14 protein-coding genes and 1 pseudogene are annotated in these 18145 nt (G+C 38.0%); all 15 read left to right on the top strand.

Annotation, left to right across the window (positions count from 1 at the left end; genetic code table 11):
* Positions 1-169 precede the first annotated feature (169 nt).
* The 15 genes and pseudogenes from NP781_RS14325 to mtaB all read left to right on the top strand — a co-directional run bounded on the left by NP781_RS14325 (position 170) and on the right by mtaB (position 18127).
* A pseudogene (locus NP781_RS14325) lies at positions 170-375 on the top strand (helix-turn-helix transcriptional regulator).
* A gap of 221 nt (positions 376-596) precedes the next feature.
* A complete protein-coding gene (locus NP781_RS14320) occupies positions 597-1013 on the top strand; it encodes a hypothetical protein (protein ID WP_257520207.1) in 417 nt (138 codons plus the stop codon).
* A 116-nt stretch (positions 1014-1129) separates the two neighbouring features.
* Positions 1130-2329 carry a DHH family phosphoesterase gene (locus tag NP781_RS14315; protein WP_257520206.1) on the top strand — a complete coding sequence of 400 codons (1200 nt, stop codon included), beginning with the start codon at positions 1130-1132 and terminating at the stop codon, positions 2327-2329.
* Between the two features lie 103 nt (positions 2330-2432).
* A complete protein-coding gene (locus NP781_RS14310; protein WP_257520205.1) occupies positions 2433-3281 on the top strand; it encodes a DUF4179 domain-containing protein in 849 nt (282 codons plus the stop codon).
* Positions 3282-3366: 85 nt separating this feature from the next.
* On the top strand, positions 3367-4530 hold the full coding sequence (gene chrA / locus NP781_RS14305; RefSeq protein WP_257520204.1) for a chromate efflux transporter: 1164 nt from the start codon (positions 3367-3369) through the stop codon (positions 4528-4530).
* 221 nt (positions 4531-4751) lie between these two features.
* On the top strand, positions 4752-7943 hold the full coding sequence (locus tag NP781_RS14300) for a bifunctional cytochrome P450/NADPH--P450 reductase (protein WP_257520203.1): 3192 nt from the start codon (positions 4752-4754) through the stop codon (positions 7941-7943).
* A 169-nt stretch (positions 7944-8112) separates the two neighbouring features.
* Positions 8113-8673 (top strand): TetR/AcrR family transcriptional regulator, encoded by a 561-nt coding sequence (locus NP781_RS14295; RefSeq protein WP_221680060.1) that lies wholly within the window; start codon positions 8113-8115, stop codon positions 8671-8673.
* Positions 8674-8881: 208 nt separating this feature from the next.
* Entirely contained in the window at positions 8882-10027 is a 1146-nt protein-coding gene (gene hemW, locus NP781_RS14290; protein ID WP_257520202.1) for a radical SAM family heme chaperone HemW, read from the top strand.
* 89 nt (positions 10028-10116) lie between these two features.
* Positions 10117-11145, top strand: a complete 1029-nt coding sequence (hrcA, locus tag NP781_RS14285) for a heat-inducible transcriptional repressor HrcA (RefSeq protein WP_004227036.1) — start codon at positions 10117-10119, stop codon at positions 11143-11145.
* Positions 11146-11162: 17 nt separating this feature from the next.
* Positions 11163-11735 carry a nucleotide exchange factor GrpE gene (gene grpE / locus NP781_RS14280; protein WP_004227038.1) on the top strand — a complete coding sequence of 191 codons (573 nt, stop codon included), beginning with the start codon at positions 11163-11165 and terminating at the stop codon, positions 11733-11735.
* A 75-nt stretch (positions 11736-11810) separates the two neighbouring features.
* Positions 11811-13643, top strand: coding sequence for a molecular chaperone DnaK (gene dnaK, locus NP781_RS14275; RefSeq protein WP_257520201.1), 1833 nt, complete (start codon positions 11811-11813; stop codon positions 13641-13643).
* Between the two features lie 233 nt (positions 13644-13876).
* On the top strand, positions 13877-14995 hold the full coding sequence (gene dnaJ / locus NP781_RS14270; RefSeq protein WP_221680065.1) for a molecular chaperone DnaJ: 1119 nt from the start codon (positions 13877-13879) through the stop codon (positions 14993-14995).
* A gap of 21 nt (positions 14996-15016) precedes the next feature.
* On the top strand, positions 15017-15958 hold the full coding sequence (gene prmA, locus NP781_RS14265) for a 50S ribosomal protein L11 methyltransferase (protein ID WP_004227050.1): 942 nt from the start codon (positions 15017-15019) through the stop codon (positions 15956-15958).
* 81 nt (positions 15959-16039) lie between these two features.
* Entirely contained in the window at positions 16040-16777 is a 738-nt protein-coding gene (locus NP781_RS14260; protein ID WP_221680067.1) for a 16S rRNA (uracil(1498)-N(3))-methyltransferase, read from the top strand.
* Positions 16778-16792: 15 nt separating this feature from the next.
* A complete protein-coding gene (mtaB, locus tag NP781_RS14255; protein WP_004227055.1) occupies positions 16793-18127 on the top strand; it encodes a tRNA (N(6)-L-threonylcarbamoyladenosine(37)-C(2))-methylthiotransferase MtaB in 1335 nt (444 codons plus the stop codon).
* Positions 18128-18145 lie beyond the last annotated feature (18 nt).

Genomic DNA, 18145 nt, shown 5'->3' with positions numbered 1-18145 from the left:
AATATATAATTACCATAAATATACCAATTGTTTTATTTTCTTTTATACTACGAAGTATATTCTGTTCTACTAAATAGGTGTAACATTAGATATTATTTTTAAAAGATATGTGATATATATTTTACATAAAGTAAACTATATGTTACTACATATTTATGGAGGTTAATATATGAAAAATCATGTAAAAATTGCACGTGTCAAAGCAAATTTGACACAACAACAATTAGCCGATGCAGTAGGAATATCAAGACAGACTGTACTACGGATAGAGAAGGAAGTTTTAATCCATCCTTGAAGCTTTGTTTACTGATTTGCTATACAGTGAATGCGACATTGGATGAAATATTTTGGGTTAATCAAGGAGATTTTGAATAGAGATTCTACATACAGAGGGAAATGAATGTAGAAAAAACTTTGATAATGATGGAAGCTGAAAGACAACAGGCTCAGATTAAAGTGCTAGAACAAATTAAATTGGCAACATACGATAAAGTGATCGCCCAATTGAAGAAAATTTCGCAAGAATAAAAGAATTTAATTACAATTACAAAGGTTTAAAACAAAAACTTAAATTACTTTTAAAGGGAGTCGGATAAATGGATAGGATTGAAAAAGTAGCCTTCAATTTAACTAAAAATAATTTAGAAAGAATAAATGAGATATCCACTGAAAATAGACCAATAGGTAGGTTGTTAAAACAACAATTAGAAAATTATTTCGATGAAAATAACTTGGTTGAAACCAAAGAAGTGAAATTTGATAAATTATTAAATGTAGCTAATTTATCACCTAAAGCAAAAGTTGCACTAGAACACTTATATAACGAAATGTATGATAAAATCATTGATTCTAATGGATTGAATATTGCTCTTGAACGTTTGAGCCAAGTTAATAATCCTTTATCCAATAAAAACTTCATAAATATTTTCGAATCCGAAGCACAAGTCAATGTCAGTGATGAAATTAAGATTGCGATAACCTTTTCATTCACTGTGTCCTCCCTTTCACCCTAAAGAGGTATGATTTTAATGTATGTTATCTGGAAAACAATATCAATGTTGTTACGGATTGAACGTCATTATCTGTTTGAATACTGAAAAAATAACCATACTACAGTGGAGGTGAGAACATGTATAAATTATTATCACATAATGATCTAGACGGAGTAGGGTGTGGGATTTTAGCCAAGCTTGCTTTTAACGATAAGGTGAAAATACGCTACAATTCCATTACAGCACTTGATCGCGAAATCGAATTCTTTTTGGAGAATGATCAACAGAAAACATTTTTGTTTATTACTGACCTTTCTCCAAATGAAGAGAATGAAAAAAGGATTCATGATTATTATCAGACGACTGGTAATGTGCAATTGTTGGATCATCATAAGACAGCACTTCATTTCAATCAATATGAGTGGGGAAAGGTATTAATTGAGGATGAGCAAGGCTTTTTAACGTCAGCTACTTCTTTATATTATCAATACCTGGTTATCCATGGTCTATTAGAAAAAACAGAAGCCGTTTCTGAATTTGTAGAGTTAGTAAGACAATACGATACATGGGAATGGGAAAAGAACGGCAATTTACAAGCGCAAAGATTAAATGCACTCTTTTTTCTAGTGTCGATTGAAGAATTTGAAGAGAAAATGGTCGAGCGTTTAAAAACAAGTGATCACTTTGACTTCGATGATTTTGAAAAGAAAATTTTAAGCATGGAAGAAGAAAAAACAGAACGTTACATTCGGCGTAAGAAACGGGAGCTTATTCAAACCACTTTGGGTGAATACTGTGCTGGGGTTGTCTATGCAGAATCCTATCTTTCTGAGCTTGGTAATGAATTGGGAAAGGAAAATCCGCATCTTGATTATATTGCGATGATCAATATGGGCAGTAAAAAGATATCCTTTCGAACAATCCATGATCATATTGATGTGTCAGCTATTGCCGCCAAATATGGTGGAGGTGGACATCAAAAGGCTGCTGGCTGCTCATTAACAGAGGAAGCTTACAAGCAGTATGTAGTGGCAACATTCCATATAGAGCCTATTCCAGAGGATGCAAAAAGAAATCGTTATAACATAAAAGGGTCTACGTTTGGGACTTTCTATAAAAATCAGCAAGATGAAATGTTTATGCTCTATTCAAACGATGAGGTTGATTGGATAATTGAAAAAAATAACATGCCACTGACACAATCCTTTGCGGGCTTTAATGAAGCAGAGTGGTTTTTAAAGCGAAATAATCAAGCATGGCTAGTAAGAGATGATCTCTTTGTGGACTATTTAATGCGTGAAATCAATAAAGTTCGTCATCTACATAAAGGGATGTAATATCCTTTTATACATAATGAATCTTCAACATAGAAGGTTATATAATGCATGATTGAGCACTACAATGAACCATAATGATTTTTATAAAAAATGAGGTGTACGGTTGTCCAATGATATGATTCGAGTTGTGGATTTGGATAAGGAAAATCGGAGAAGTAAGAAATGGCTTATTATTGTGATCCTTTTATTAATGATTGCTAGTGGATCGACGCTGTATTTGTGGTGGGATCAGGATGTGAATTTTGAAGCCTATAAAACGGATGTAGGGAAAACAGCTAGCAATAGCTTAGGACGGCTAACATTAAATGAAGTGATTATAGATGACAATCAAATTTTACTGAATGCAACTTTCGAACCTGGAAAAGAGTTTAAACCAGACCATCAAGTATTTTTCTTTCCGCAAATTCTCGTCAATGGTCAAGATTATATGGTTCGTAATGGAGGACAGTCCATAGCAAAGTCTGCCAACGTCTATACAATATACAATAGTATTAAAATGGATGATTTTCCGACTGATGAACAATTAGAATTAGTTATTCGTTATAAAGATTGGAATGTTGAAACACCAATTGAGAAGCCATGGGAATTTCAGGTAGATGCTTCACAAGAGCAATTACAACAAGATCGTGAAATCTTTTCTATTGATAAAAAAGTAAAGCATGTTGATCAGCAGGAAATAACCATTGACAAAGTTGTCTCCACACCTATTTCGACAACCATTTATTTTCATGCTGAGGAAAGTGTTGTCAATGATGCGTTACACTTTAAAATCCAATCAAAATCTGGACAATCATGGGCTTTTGCCACACCCTATCCATTAAATAAAGAGGGTACAAGGTGGGGAAGTCGTGTAGATGCACTCTATCTAACAGAAAAAAATTACACTTTAATTCCAATCAATAAAGAGGGTAGTAAAGTAGGTTCTGCAATTAAAATAAAGAAAGATGAATAATGAAGTAAATTTTACAAACTCTTAATCTAAAAAAAACTGCTTTCCGTGTAAAATGAAATAAAAGATATGGAAAGTAGTTGAGAGTTTGCGAAGGCTTTGGGAGATTTTTTTTGTTGCTTTAAAATTAGGCTGTACCTCATTCGGAGGCCCAACAGCTCATCTAGGTTATTTTCAACAGGAATATGTACAGAAGCGTAAATGGCTTTCTGCACATGATTATGGTCAACTCGTTATGTTAAGTCAATTTTTGCCTGGTCCTGCATCTAGTCAGGTGGGGATGGGGGTTGGCTTACTTAGAGGAGGAGTATTAGGAAGCTTTCTATCATTTCTTGGTTTTACCTTACCATCTGTTCTGATACTTATAATTTTTGCCTATTTCTCCAAGTATACAGAGTTTAAGATGGATTGGATTCATGGTTTGAAGTTAGTAGCAGTGGCGATTATCGCTCATGCTATTTTTGATATGAGCAAAAAATTACTCTCGACAAAATGGCACTGGTTGATTGCTATATTGACATTGATAACAGTATTGACCTGGCTAAATCCATTTGCTCAAATCGTAGCAATATTGATTGCTGCTTGTTTAGGCTTTCAACTTCTGAAAAAAAGTGACGCGAGTAATACCTCAAAATTAGTTCATATACCTATTTCAAAAACCACGGGTATTGTTTTACTAGTACTTTTTTTCATGCTGCTCCTAGGTTTACCTATATTAGCCGCCTTATGGCAGCATGAGTGGATTTCCATGATGGAGAAGTTTTATCTTGCAGGTGCCTTAGTATTCGGTGGCGGTCATGTTGTTTTACCTTTACTGGAAACACAATTTGTTCAAAGTGGTCAAATAAGTACTTCAGATTTTTTAGCTGGCTACGGTATGACACAGGCAGTTCCGGGACCTTTATTTACATTTGCTGCATATATTGGTATGGTCATTGCTGGCGTTCCAGGAGCGATTATTGCTACTTTCGCAATATTTTTACCAGCGTTTTTGCTAGTGGTTGGAGCGCTACCATTTTGGATTAGCCTAAGCCGTATTGCACGTCTTAGAGGTGCGATGGCAGGCGCAAATGCGGCGGTCGTTGGCATTCTAGCCGCTGCTTTTGTACATCCCGTTGTAACACAAACCATCCTCAGCACGTTAGATATTTTCATAGTGGCTGTCTTTTTATGGTGTTTAATTCGATGGAAAATACAGCCTTATTTATTGGTGCTTTTAGGCATAGTCGTCGGAATCGTTTGTTATACATGAAGTATATTATTTCAAGTGCTCGATTTTTCCCTTAACTATTGGGGGGAATCGGGCTTTTTTGTCTTTCTCTTTTCAACTCTATTCACAGGTTGTTCATAAAAATGGCATTTTATCCTTTTCATATTACATAAAATGTTGAATGCATTGAATGATTGATATATTATTTTATCAATTGATAGTAAAATCTATCAATTTAATAAATGAGAAAGAAGGGGTTTATGATGGTAAACACAGGATATGTTCCACGCCCTAAAATGTTTGGTCCACTTGGAAATTTACCTTTAATTGATAAAGAGCAGCCCACACTCTCACTTTGTAAGCTAGCTGAAGCGTATGGACCTATTTACCGTTTAGAGATACCAGGTTATTCAGGTTTGGTGATTTCAGGACATGAATTAGTAGCTGAAGTTTGTGATGTTAGGCGTTTTGATAAACAAATTTATAATGAGCTTGAAAATGTTCGTGCTTTCAGTGGTGACGGCTTATTTACTAGTAGAACGACTGAACCTAACTGGCAGAAGGCGCACAATATTTTACTTCCGACTTTTAGTAAGCAAGCGATGAAGGGCTATCATGATATGATGACCGATATTGCTACACAACTTATCCAAAAATGGGCCAGATTAAATCCTCAAGAAGAAATCGATGTTTCAGACGACATGACACGCCTTACGTTAGACACCATAGGACTAAGCGGATTTAATTATCGTTTTAATAGCTTTTATAAAGAAACACTTAGTCCTTTTATTATGAGTATGGTTCGTGCATTAAATGAAGCGATGATGAAAAGCTCACGCTTAAAAATCCAAGAGTTTTTAATGATTGGAAAAAGACGACAGTTTCAAGAAGATATTCAAACAATGTTTTCATTAGTAGATGCCATTATTAAAGAACGTAAAGCAAGAGGAAAGCAAGATGAGGTGGATTTACTTGCCCGCATGCTGCATGAACGAGATCCTGAAACAGGGGAGACGCTGGATGATGAAAATATTCGTTATCAGATCATTACCTTCCTCATAGCTGGCCACGAAACGACAAGTGGCCTACTGTCCTTTGCGCTTTATTTTTTGTTGAAGCATCCAGACGTATTAAAAAGGGCCTATGAAGAAGTGGATCAGGTTATTACTGGTGATGCGCCGAATTATGAGGAAGTACTAAAGTTAACCTATATTCGTATGATTTTAAATGAGTCATTGCGTTTATGGCCAACTGCTCCAGGCTTTACACTCTATGCTAAAGAAGACACAGTAATTGGGGGACAGTATCCAATCAGAAAAGGGGAAAATATAGACATTCTTTTACCCCAACTACATCGAGATAAAAATGCTTGGGGAGAAGATGCAAATTTATTTCGACCTGAACGTTTTGAAGATTCGGGCAAAGTACCGTTACATGCCTTTAAACCATTTGGTAATGGTCAGCGTGCTTGCATTGGAATGCAATTTGCTTTACACGAAGCCACATTAGTTTTAGGCATGATCCTTCAACATTTCGACCTAATTGATTTTACTAATTATCAATTAAAAATTCAGCAAACATTAACGATAAAACCAGATGATTTTAAAATACAAGTGAAGCCACGTCACTGCAAAATAAAGCAATCTAGTGGCCAACAGAAAAATCACGATAGCACTGTTTCTCATAAAGAAAAGAAGTCGAATTATCGAGGGACCAATCCAGCCTTAGAATCTAACTATCCATTATTAGTGTTGTATGGCTCCGATTTAGGAACAGCAAAGGGTGCTGCACAACAATTAGCTAATGAAGCTAGTTTGTATGGTATTCAAGGAGAAGTAGCTGCCCTTGATGATTATTGTGGGAATTTACCAAAAGAAGGAGCGGTATTAATTATTAGTTCTTCTTATAATGGGCAGCCTCCAAGAAATGCACGTAAGTTTCTCACATGGGTAGATCAACTTGATTCAACGGCTCTTCAAGGCATTAACTTTGCAGTTTTTGGTTATGGGGATCGAAATTGGAATACGACGTATCAAAAAATTCCAAGACTCCTTGATGAACAGCTCTCTTTAAAAGGAGCTACAAAAATTTCTAAACGTGGTGAGGCTGATGCGAGTGGAGATTTTGAGAAAACGTGGGAAGATTGGCGGGCTCAATTATGGTTGGATCTAAAAACGATTTACCCCTTAATGATTCATGAAAATGTGCTTCCAAAACATGAGAATATTTCGATTCAATTAATTCGCGATGAAGTGACAACTTCTTTAGCTTTCATGCATAGTGCTTCATTGGCAACTGTAGTAAAAAATGAAGAACTGCAAGGTATGGAAAGTAAACGTAGTACACGTCATATCGAGATAGCCTTGCCTAATGGTATAACATATCAAGAGGGGGATCATTTGGGCGTATTACCGAGGAATAATAGAACCACAGTGCAGCGAGTGCTACGGCGTTTTGGACTTAATGATAATGATCAAGTGATCATTACTGCTATTAATGAACACGCTCATCTCCCATTAGGTCACCCAGTTAGTTTGTATGAGGTTCTTTCACACAGCGTTGACATTCAAAACCCTGCAACTCGACTGCAAATCCGTCAACTTGCAGCATTTACAGAATGTCCTCCACATAAACGTGAACTAGAGGCTTTATTAGAGGAGGAAGCATATAAGAAGGAGATAGTAAAGAAACGAATTTCCATGCTAGATTTACTTGAAAAGTATCAAGCTTGTGCTTTCCCATTCGAAAGATTTTTAGCATTACTTCCAGCCTTAAAACCTAGATATTATTCTATATCCAGTTCACCTCAAGTGAATTCTGAACAGCTGAGTATCACTGTTGGCGTTTTACATGAACCTGCTTGGAGTGGGCAAGGAGAGTATCGTGGGGTGGCCTCAAATTATTTAGCTCAATGTCATATTGGCGATGAAATCGTCATGTTTATCCGTGCCAATGATTCTGGCTTTCATCTTCCAAAAGATCCTACAACCCCGTTAATAATGGTGGGACCAGGGACTGGGATTGCTCCGTTTAGAGGCTTTTTACAAGCACGCTCCACACTGAAACAGCAAGGAATTGAACTGGGTGAAGCACATCTATATTTTGGTTGTAGAGATAATACTGATTTTATCTATCGCAAAGAGCTTGAACAATATGAAAAAGAAGGGGTTGTAACGCTCCATACTGCTTTTTCACGTACAGAAGGGACACCCAAAACGTATGTCCAGCATTTAATGACCCAACATGCCGCTACTATTATTCAAATGATGGAAGGTGAAGGACAAATTTTTATATGTGGAGATGGTAGTAAAATGGCGCCAGAGGTTGAGAGTGCATTACTGCTTGCCTACAGGAGAGTAAAAGGGGTAGGGGAAGAAGATGCTAATGTATGGATCAATCAACTTCAACAAGAAGGAAGGTATGTGAAGGATGTATGGGTCCAAAATGATCAATAAAATAATTTAATACATCAAAAGCTACTCTTTCAACAGGCAAGAGTAGCTTATTTCTATCTCTCATAGAAATTTGTGGAAGGTTGAAATCGTGCCTTCTGTGGTCTACAATTGTAGCAAATGATAGTAAAAACTATCTAGTTTATTTTAGATTAGAAAGAAGTGATAGTTGATGAAGAATTCTAGATCAGCAACCAAAGAAGCAAGACGTAACGCTATTTTAGATGCAGCGACAGAACTCCTTGTGGAAAATCCAACTGCTTCTTTAAATGATATTGCTAGTTATGCTGGTGTAGGTATTGCCACACTACACCGTTACATTGACAACAGAGAGCAATTGATGCTTCAACTCAGTTTTAGGGCTGTCCAAGTTGTAGATGAAACAATGAGTCAAATAGTTGTGGCAGAAGAGGATGAAGCATATATTCCGGAACTTGTTGAGGCTTTGATTCCTTTAGGAGATAAAATCTATTTTTTGGCGCATGAATGCTCTTTAAATTACAATGCAGAATTATTGGCGGCTGAGGATCAGTTAAAAGAGCCTGTTCGACGCACAATAAAATCATTGCAGTCTAAAGGCTATTTGCGACTGGATATGGATAGTGAATGGATGCTGAATGTACTTTATTCTTTACTGTTTACAACGTGGCAGCAGGTTCAAGAAGGAACTATTGCAAAAAAATCGGCAGCAACGCTCATTATAGAGACGTTATTCAATGGGATAAAAGCATAAGATATATTTCGATAATACCTTTGTAAGAAACACTTGTTAACTAGTAGGCTAGAGGAATTTCTTTGGCATACTAGTTTGTTGTTTGTAGAAAAACATTTGAGAAAAATATATGTAAGCTCACTTGAATGGTTTCATAGCGTAGCGTTCCTTCTATCGATTCGTTATAATGTAGAAATGGAAAAGACTTAACGCGAAAGAAGGGATTGCTATGGCACGAGGTGTTTACATTCATATTCCTTTCTGTCATCAAATCTGTAATTATTGTGATTTCAATAAATTTTATTTTAAAAATCAACCAGTGGATGAATATATAGAAGCGCTTGGAAAGGAAATGGCCCTGACAACAGAAAAACATCCTGAAAAATTCCGTAACATCGAGACGATTTTTCTTGGTGGCGGAACACCGACAGCTTTATCGCCTGAGCAATTGGACAAACTACTAACGTCTATTCATACGTATATTCCAATGAATAGTGTGACAGAATTTACATCAGAGGCAAATCCAGATGAATTGTCTGCAGCCAAATTGCAGGTGTTGTTCGACGGTGGTGTCAATCGTTTAAGCATGGGGGTACAATCTTTTGACCAGGGATTGCTACAGAAGATTGGACGCACTCATAGTAATGATCATGTCTATGAAACAATCGCCTTGGCTAGGAAAATTGGCTTCCGTAATATCAGCATTGATTTAATGTATGGCTTACCTGGGCAAACAATGGCGCAATGGAAGGATTCATTAGCCAAAGCTTTTACTCTTGATTTGCCACATTTCTCTGCCTATTCTCTTATTGTAGAACCCAAAACGATTTTTTATAATCAGTACGCTAAAGGGAAACTATATTTACCGACAGAAGATTTAGAAGCGGATATGTATGATGTGCTGATGCAACAAATGGCCTTACATGGGCTTCAACAATACGAAATTAGTAATTTTGCAAAGCCTGGGTATCGTTCAGAGCATAACAAGATTTATTGGGATAATGATGAATATGCGGGGTTTGGCGCAGGGGCTCATGGGTATTTAGCAGGTATACGCTATTCCAATCACGGTCCATTAAAAAAGTATATGGAAGCTGTGGAAGCAAATGAGCTACCAATTGTCCACGCACATGAAGTATCACAAGTGGAAAAAAGAGAAGAACAAATGTTTTTAGGGCTAAGAAAAACAGAGGGTGTTATGCACTCTATATATGAAGAGAAATTTAAAACCCCTATGTCTGCCCATTATGATGTGGTAATAAAAGATCTAGTGTCAAAGGGGCTTTTAGAACAGGATGAGCTTGGGGTACGCTTGACGAGAAAAGGACGTTTTGTGGGCAATGAAGTATTTCAACAATTTTTGCTAGAAGATTGAGCGATATCGTTGACATAAAATGTGGGATTTGATAACTTAATAATAGTATTAGCACTCCTCTTAGTTGAGTGCTAACAGAGGTGATAATCATGCTAACAAATCGGCAGTTACAGATATTGCAAGTCATTGTAGACGACTTTATTGTGTCTGCGCAGCCGGTGGGTTCTCGCCAAATCTCCAAAAAACAAGGGATTACATTTAGTCCAGCCACTATTCGAAACGAAATGGCGGATTTAGAGGAATTAGGCTTTTTAGAAAAAACGCATACCTCCTCTGGTCGAGTGCCTTCGGAAAAGGGTTACAGATTTTATGTAGATCATTTGTTGAGTCCTCAAGGTATTAATTCTAAGGACATTCAACAAATTCAATCAATTTTTAATGATCGACTAGTAGAAGTAGAGCATATTATCCGAAAGTCAGCCAATATTTTATCAGAGTTGACATCGTATACTTCCATACTTTTAGGACCTGATGTCCAAAGGCATCGTGTTAAACGGTTTTCAATTGTCCCTCTTTCCAGCGACACAGCAGTAGCGATTATCGTGACGAATAATGGGCATGTAGAAAACCGCATGTTCAATCTACCACCTGACTTTACCGCTTCTGATTTAGAGAAAATGGTGAATATCTTAAATGATCGCCTTATTGGAGTTTCATTAGAAGATCTCCATAAAAGCCTTGAAGCTGAAGTGCTAGCCGTGTTACAGCAACATGTTCGGTCAGCGGATGATTTTATTCGCGCACTTATCACAGCAACAATGCATAATTCAGAAAGTAAAATTTTCTATGGTGGGAAAACGAATATGTTCAACCAACCAGAATTCCATGACTTAAATAAAGTAAGGATGATTTTGGACTTGATGGAGACGACTAGCCAAGTGCAGTCACTTTTCCATCCGAATGAATCAGGTATTCATATTCGGATAGGCTCAGAAAATAAACAACTAGAAATGGAAAATTGCAGTGTCATTACCACTACCTATTCTATTGGTGATGATCAACAGGGAGCCATTGCTATTATTGGCCCTACACGTATGGATTATAAGCGTGTTGTGGCTTTATTAGACGTAATGCGCTTGGATTTAACACAAGCCTTTATGAAGAATCGTAGTGAATGAGAATGAGGAGGATTCAAGTGACGGAAACAACGGAAAACAAAGATTTAGTACAAGAAGATGTACAAGCTGAAACGACAACTGAGGAAGTAGAGCAAACAGAAGTTCAGGAAGAAGTAGAGTTATCAATTGAAGAACAGTATGAGGCTAAGCTGGCTGAACTGCAAGCAAAGCTGGCTGACGAAGAAAATCGTCACCTACGTTTACGTGCTGACTTCGATAATATGCGCCGTCGTAATCAGTTAGACCGTGAGGCAGCTGAAAAGTATCGCGCCCAAAGCTTACTATCTGATCTATTACCAGTCCTTGATAATTTTGAACGTGCTTTACAAGTAGAGACAACTTCTGAAGAGACTGCATCGATCATTAAAGGAATTGAAATGGTGTATCGCTCTTTAATTGAAGCAACAGAAAAAGAAGGTCTGCAAGTGATTAAAGCTGAAGGTGAGCAATTTGATCCAACAATTCACCAAGCTGTTATGCAAGAACAAGATAGTGAAAAAGAAACGGGTATCGTCTTACGCGAACTACAAAAAGGATATATCTTAAAGGATCGTGTATTACGCCCAACAATGGTATCTGTGAACGAATAGTCTTTGCACTATTTAGTCAATTAAAATTAGTTAGAAAACGCATCCCTTGCGTTGACATAATAGGAGGAAATTTTAATGAGCAAAATTATTGGTATTGACTTAGGAACAACAAACTCTTGCGTTTCTGTACTTGAAGGTGGAGAACCAAAAGTAATTCCAAACCCAGAAGGAAACCGTACAACGCCATCTGTTGTTGCCTTTAAAAATGGTGAACGTCAAGTTGGTGAAGTGGCGAAACGTCAATCAGTAACAAATCCTAACACAATCATTTCTATTAAATCAAAAATGGGTACGGCTGAAAAAGTAACAGTAGAAGATAAAGACTACACGCCACAAGAAGTATCCGCAATGATTCTTCAATACTTAAAAGGCTATGCTGAAGACTACTTAGGGGAAAAAGTGACAAAAGCAGTTATTACAGTTCCTGCTTACTTTAACGATGCACAGCGTCAAGCAACTAAAGATGCTGGTAAAATCGCAGGTCTAGAAGTAGAGCGTATCATCAACGAACCAACTGCTGCAGCTCTTGCTTATGGATTAGATAAACAAGATCAAGATCAAAAAGTATTAGTATTTGACCTTGGAGGCGGTACGTTTGACGTGTCTATCCTTGAGTTAGGTGACGGTGTCTTTGAAGTACTAGCTACAGCTGGTGATAACAAACTAGGTGGAGATGACTTCGATGACGCAATTATCGAATATCTAGTAGCTGAATTCAAAAAAGAAAATGGCATTGACTTATCAAAAGATAAAATGGCGATGCAACGTTTAAAAGATGCAGCTGAAAAAGCGAAAAAAGATTTATCTGGTGTAACATCAACTCAAATCTCTTTACCATTCATTACAGCTGGTGAAGCAGGTCCATTACACTTAGAAATCTCTTTAACTCGTGCAAAATTTGATGAAATTACTTTACCTTTAGTAAATCGTACAGTAGGACCAGTACGTCAAGCATTATCTGATGCAGGTCTGTCAACTTCTGAAATTGACCAAGTTATTTTAGTTGGTGGTTCTACACGTATTCCAGCAGTACAAGAAGCAGTACGTAAAGAAACAGGGAAAGAGCCACACCGTGGTGTTAACCCTGACGAAGTTGTTGCAATGGGTGCTGCAGTACAAGGTGGCGTATTAACAGGTGATGTGAAAGACGTTGTATTACTTGACGTAACACCTCTTTCACTTGGTATTGAAACAATGGGTGGCGTGTTCACAAAATTAATCGACCGTAACACAACTATTCCTACTTCAAAATCTCAAGTTTTCTCTACAGCAGCTGATAACCAACCAGCAGTAGATATTCATGTTTTACAAGGTGAACGCTCAATGGCAGCTGACAATAAAACATTAGGTCGCTTCCAATTAGCAGATATTCCACCAGCACCACGTGGTGTGCCTCAAATCGAAGTAACATTCGACATTGATAAAAACGGTATCGTATCTGTAAAAGCAAAAGATCTTGGTACGAACAAAGAGCAAACAATTGTGATTCAATCTGATTCTGGTTTATCAGAGGACGAAATTGAACGCATGGTAAAAGACGCTGAAGCTAATGCCGAAGCAGATGCTAAACGTAAAGAAGAAGCAGATCTTCGTAACGAAGCAGACCAATTAGTATTCCAAGTAGACAAAACAATTGCTGACCTTGGTGAGCAAATTACGGAAGACGAGAAAAAATCTGTTGAAGATGCTCGTGATGAATTGAAAAAAGCGCTTGAAGCTGGTGAATTAGAAGGTATTAAAGCAGCGAAAGAAAAACTAGAAGGCGTATTACAGCCACTAGTGATGAAAGTTTACGAACAAGCGGCAGCAGCTGCTCAAGGTGGCGATGCAGGTGCAGACACTGGCGCTGGTAAAAAAGATGACGGTGTTGTAGACGCTGAATTCGAAGAAGTAAAAGACGATAAATAAGAAGTAACACAGTTAAGTGAAAAAGCCAAAGACCGCTTGCGGCTTTGGCTTTTGTCATGATGTGAGGTCACTTCACGTAAATGCACCATTTATAGGCTAGTTGCATACGTTAGCTGCTAGGAAGTGAGTATCTTCATTTTTGGAACTTATAGAACCTTTAATCGAAAAAATGAGGCAGTTTTTTCAACTGCATGTTACAATAGATTTTATGCAAACAGAGCGGAGTGTGAATCATGGAGAAACGCGATTATTACGAGGTGCTTGGTTTAACAAAATCGGCTACAAAAGATGAGATTAAAAAAGCATATCGTAAATTATCAAAACAATATCACCCTGACCTTAATAAAGAGGCAGGCGCAGATGAAAAATTCAAAGAAATCGCTGAAGCATATGAAGTATTAAGTGACGACCAGAAAAAAGCACGCTACGACCAATTTGGTCATGAGGATCCGAATGCTGGTTTTGGTGGTGGCTTTGGAGGGGGCGGCTTTGGCGGCTTCGAGGATATTTTCAGTTCATTCTTTGGCGGAAGTGGTCGCCGTCAGGATCCAAATGCTCCACGTAAAGGGGATGATCTGCAATATCGTATGAACATCCAATTTGAGGAAGCTATTTTTGGAAAAGAAACAGAAATAGAAATCCCAAAAGATGAAACGTGTGAAACATGTCACGGTTCAGGAGCAAAACCAGGCACGCAACCAGAAACATGTTCGACATGTAAAGGTGCAGGACAAATCAATCAAGCAGTGGATACACCATTTGGTCGTATGATGAACCGTCGTACATGCTCAACATGTCATGGGACAGGTAAAATTATTAAAGAAAAATGTACGACTTGTCGTGGAGAAGGAAAAGTTCAAAAACGTAAGAAAATTAAAGTGACAATCCCAGCAGGTGTGGATGATGGACAGCAAATTCGTGTATCTGGTCAAGGTGAACCAGGTATAAACGGTGGACCTGCAGGGGATTTATATATTATGTTCCGCGTTCAAGGTCACAAGGATTTCGAACGAGATGGAGACGATATTTACTTCGAGTTGAAATTAACATTCCCTCAAGCAGCACTTGGGGATGAAATTGAAGTACCAACAGTCCATGGGAAAGTAAAATTACGTATTCCGGCTGGAACACAGTCAGGTGCTCAATTCCGTCTAAAAGATAAAGGTGTTAAAAATGTTCATGGTTATGGTATGGGTAATCAGTATGTGACAGTAAAAGTGATGACACCAGAAAAATTAACGGAAAGACAAAAGCAATTATTACGAGAATTTGCAGAAATCAGTGGCGATATCCCTGAAGAACAAGGTAGTTCACTATTCGACAAAATTAAGAAAAAATTCCAAGGTGAATAATTAGAGGAGCTGAAGAGCTACGTGAAGTGGTCAGAATTATCCATTCATACAAAAAATGATGCGGTAGAAGCAATTTCGAATATTTTGCATGAAGCAGGTGCAAGTGGTGTTGTCATCGAAGATTCTGCAGAGTTTGCGAAGCCACGTGAAGATCAATATGGTGAAATTTATGCGCTAAATGAAGATGATTTTCCGAAAGATGGCGTGATTGTTAAAGCTTATTTATCGGAGTCTAGTTTTTTAAATGAAACAGTCGAAGAAATAAAAGCAGCTATCACAAATTTAACGAACTTTAACATTGATATCGGTGAAAATGTGGTATCCATTGTCGAAGTCAATGAAGAAGATTGGGCAACTGCCTGGAAGCAATACTACCATCCTGTTAAGATTTCTGAACGCTTTACTATCGTACCGACATGGGAGGAATATACACCTGTTTCAACAGATGAACTAATTATTGAATTAGACCCTGGTATGGCATTTGGTACAGGTACCCACCCAACAACGGTAATGTGTTTACAAGGACTTGAAAAGGTCATTAAAGAAGGGGATACAGTTGTTGATATCGGTACAGGATCGGGCGTATTGTCTATTGGTGCAGCATTACTTGGTGCAAAAAGTGTGCATGCGCTTGATTTAGATGAGGTTGCTGTACGTTCAGCGCGAGAAAATGTAGCATTAAATAAAGTGGAAGATAAGGTAGCAGTGTTCCATGGTAACTTATTAGATACTGTAAAAGAACCAGCAGATGTAGTAGTCGCTAATATTTTGGCTGAAATCATCATGTCCTTCACAGATGACGCGTATACAATTGTAAAACCAGGTGGATTATATGTCACTTCGGGCATCATCGGTGCAAAACGAGATGATGTGAAAGTAGCACTAGAAGCTTCAGGCTTTGTGATTGAAGAAGTATTATTAATGGAAGATTGGGTAGCCATTATTGCCCGTCGTCCACTATAACATGACTGAGGAAGCGCCAAATCGTGAGCCGTGTGCTTGTGATTTGGCGTTTTCCTTTCTTGCTAGAAAGGACTGTGTGGCATGCAACGTTATTTTATTGAAACAGCTATCGAAAATGCACGTATTAGTGGAGAAGATGCACGGCATATTGAACGAGTGATGCGTATGAAGCAAGGCGACAACATTGTAGTTGTTGCACAAAACACTGCGCATATATGCACAATTGAAGGATTTGAAGGGGATGAGGTCGTCATTGAAGCGACTGGACAAACAATCCCTTCCCCAGAGTTACCCATTCAAGTAACTGTAGCATGTGGTTTACCGAAGGGTGATAAGCTAGAGCTTATTACCCAAAAAGCCACAGAGCTAGGAATGTTTGCTTTATTACCCTTTGAAGCTGAGCGCTCCATTGTAAAATGGGACAAGAAAAAAGGAGCAAAAAAGCAAGAAAGATTACAGAAAATTGCTAAGGAAGCTGCGGAACAAGCTCACCGTACGCATATTCCAACAGTTTTTGAACCCATATCATTTAAACAGCTAGTACAACAAACAGATCATTTCGATGCCGTTTTTATTGCTGATGAAGAGGATGCAAAGGCTGAAAAGCGCACAAGGTTTGCGGAGAAGCTAAAAAACGTGTATGATAAGAAGTCGAAATCAATGCTTATTATCTTTGGTCCTGAGGGGGGCATTTCTCGTCAAGAGTCGGAAGCGCTATTACAAGCAGGCGCTCAAACGATGTCATTAGGACCGAGAATTTTACGAGCAGAAACAGCGCCATTATACGCACTGTCTGCCATATCCTATGAATTTGAATGAAAGAGGTGTTCAGCCTTGTCAAAAGTGGCTTTTCACACACTTGGCTGTAAAGTAAATCATTATGAAACAGAAGCAATCTGGCAACTGTTCAAGGAAGAGGGCTATGATCGTACAGAATTTGATCATCAAGCAGACGTCTATGTCATTAATACTTGTACAGTTACCAATACTGGAGATAAGAAATCTCGTCAGGTGATTCGTCGTGCAGTGCGTCAAAATCCTGATGCGGTTATTTGTGTAACGGGATGCTATGCGCAGACATCCCCGGCAGAAATTATGGCGATTCCTGGCGTTGATATTGTTGTAGGAACGCAGGATCGTACAAAATTGTTGGGCTATATCGAGCAATATCGTGCAGAACGCCAACCGATTAATGCCGTACGTAATATTATGAAAAATCGTGTATATGAGGAATTAGATGTACCAGCATTTACAGACCGTACACGTGCTTCATTAAAAATACAGGAAGGCTGTAACAACTTCTGTACTTTTTGCATTATCCCATGGGCACGCGGCTTAATGCGTTCTCGTGATCCACAGGAAGTATTACATCAAGCACAGCAACTAGTTGACGCTGGCTACCTAGAAATCGTCTTAACGGGTATTCATACGGGTGGCTATGGACAAGACTTAAAAGATTATAATCTTGCACAGCTACTACGTGATTTAGAAGCCAATGTAAAAGGCTTAAAGCGCCTTCGTATTTCATCTATTGAGGCTAGTCAATTGACAGATGAAGTCATTGAAGTTCTTCGAGAATCTAAAATTGTTGTTAATCATTTACACATACCTATCCAATCTGGATCTGATACGGTTTTAAAACGTATGCGTCGTAAATATACAATGGAGTTTTTCGGTGAACGTTTAACGAAACTACATGAGGCATTACCTGATTTAGCCGTCACATCAGATGTCATTGTTGGTTTCCCAGGTGAGACAGAGGAAGAGTTTATGGAAACGTATAACTTTATTCGTGATCATAAGTTCTCTGAACTACACGTATTCCCATTCTCTCCACGTACAGGAACACCAGCTGCACGTATGGAAGATCAAATTGATGAAGATATTAAAAATGAGCGTGTGCATCGCCTTATTTCTTTAAATGATCAATTGGCAAAAGAATATGCCTCTCGTTTTGAAGACCAAGTATTAGAAGTGATTCCTGAAGAATTTGTCCATGATGGCAGTGAAGAAGAAGGGCTTCTAACTGGTTATACAGACAATTACTTAAAAATAGTGTTTGAAGGGCCTGAAAGTCTCATTGGTCAGCTTGTCAAAGTAAAAATTACACAAGCAGGCTATCCACACTCACAAGGTCAATTTGTTCGTGTTTTAGAAACAGTTAATTAATATGAAAAGGATTGCTAA

Origin of the sequence: Lysinibacillus sp. FN11 (genome assembly GCF_024628845.1) — a bacterium.
Lineage (GTDB): Bacteria > Bacillota > Bacilli > Bacillales_A > Planococcaceae > Lysinibacillus > Lysinibacillus capsici.
Note: the sequence above shows the minus strand (reverse complement) of the source record. Positions and strands in the feature narration are given on the sequence as shown.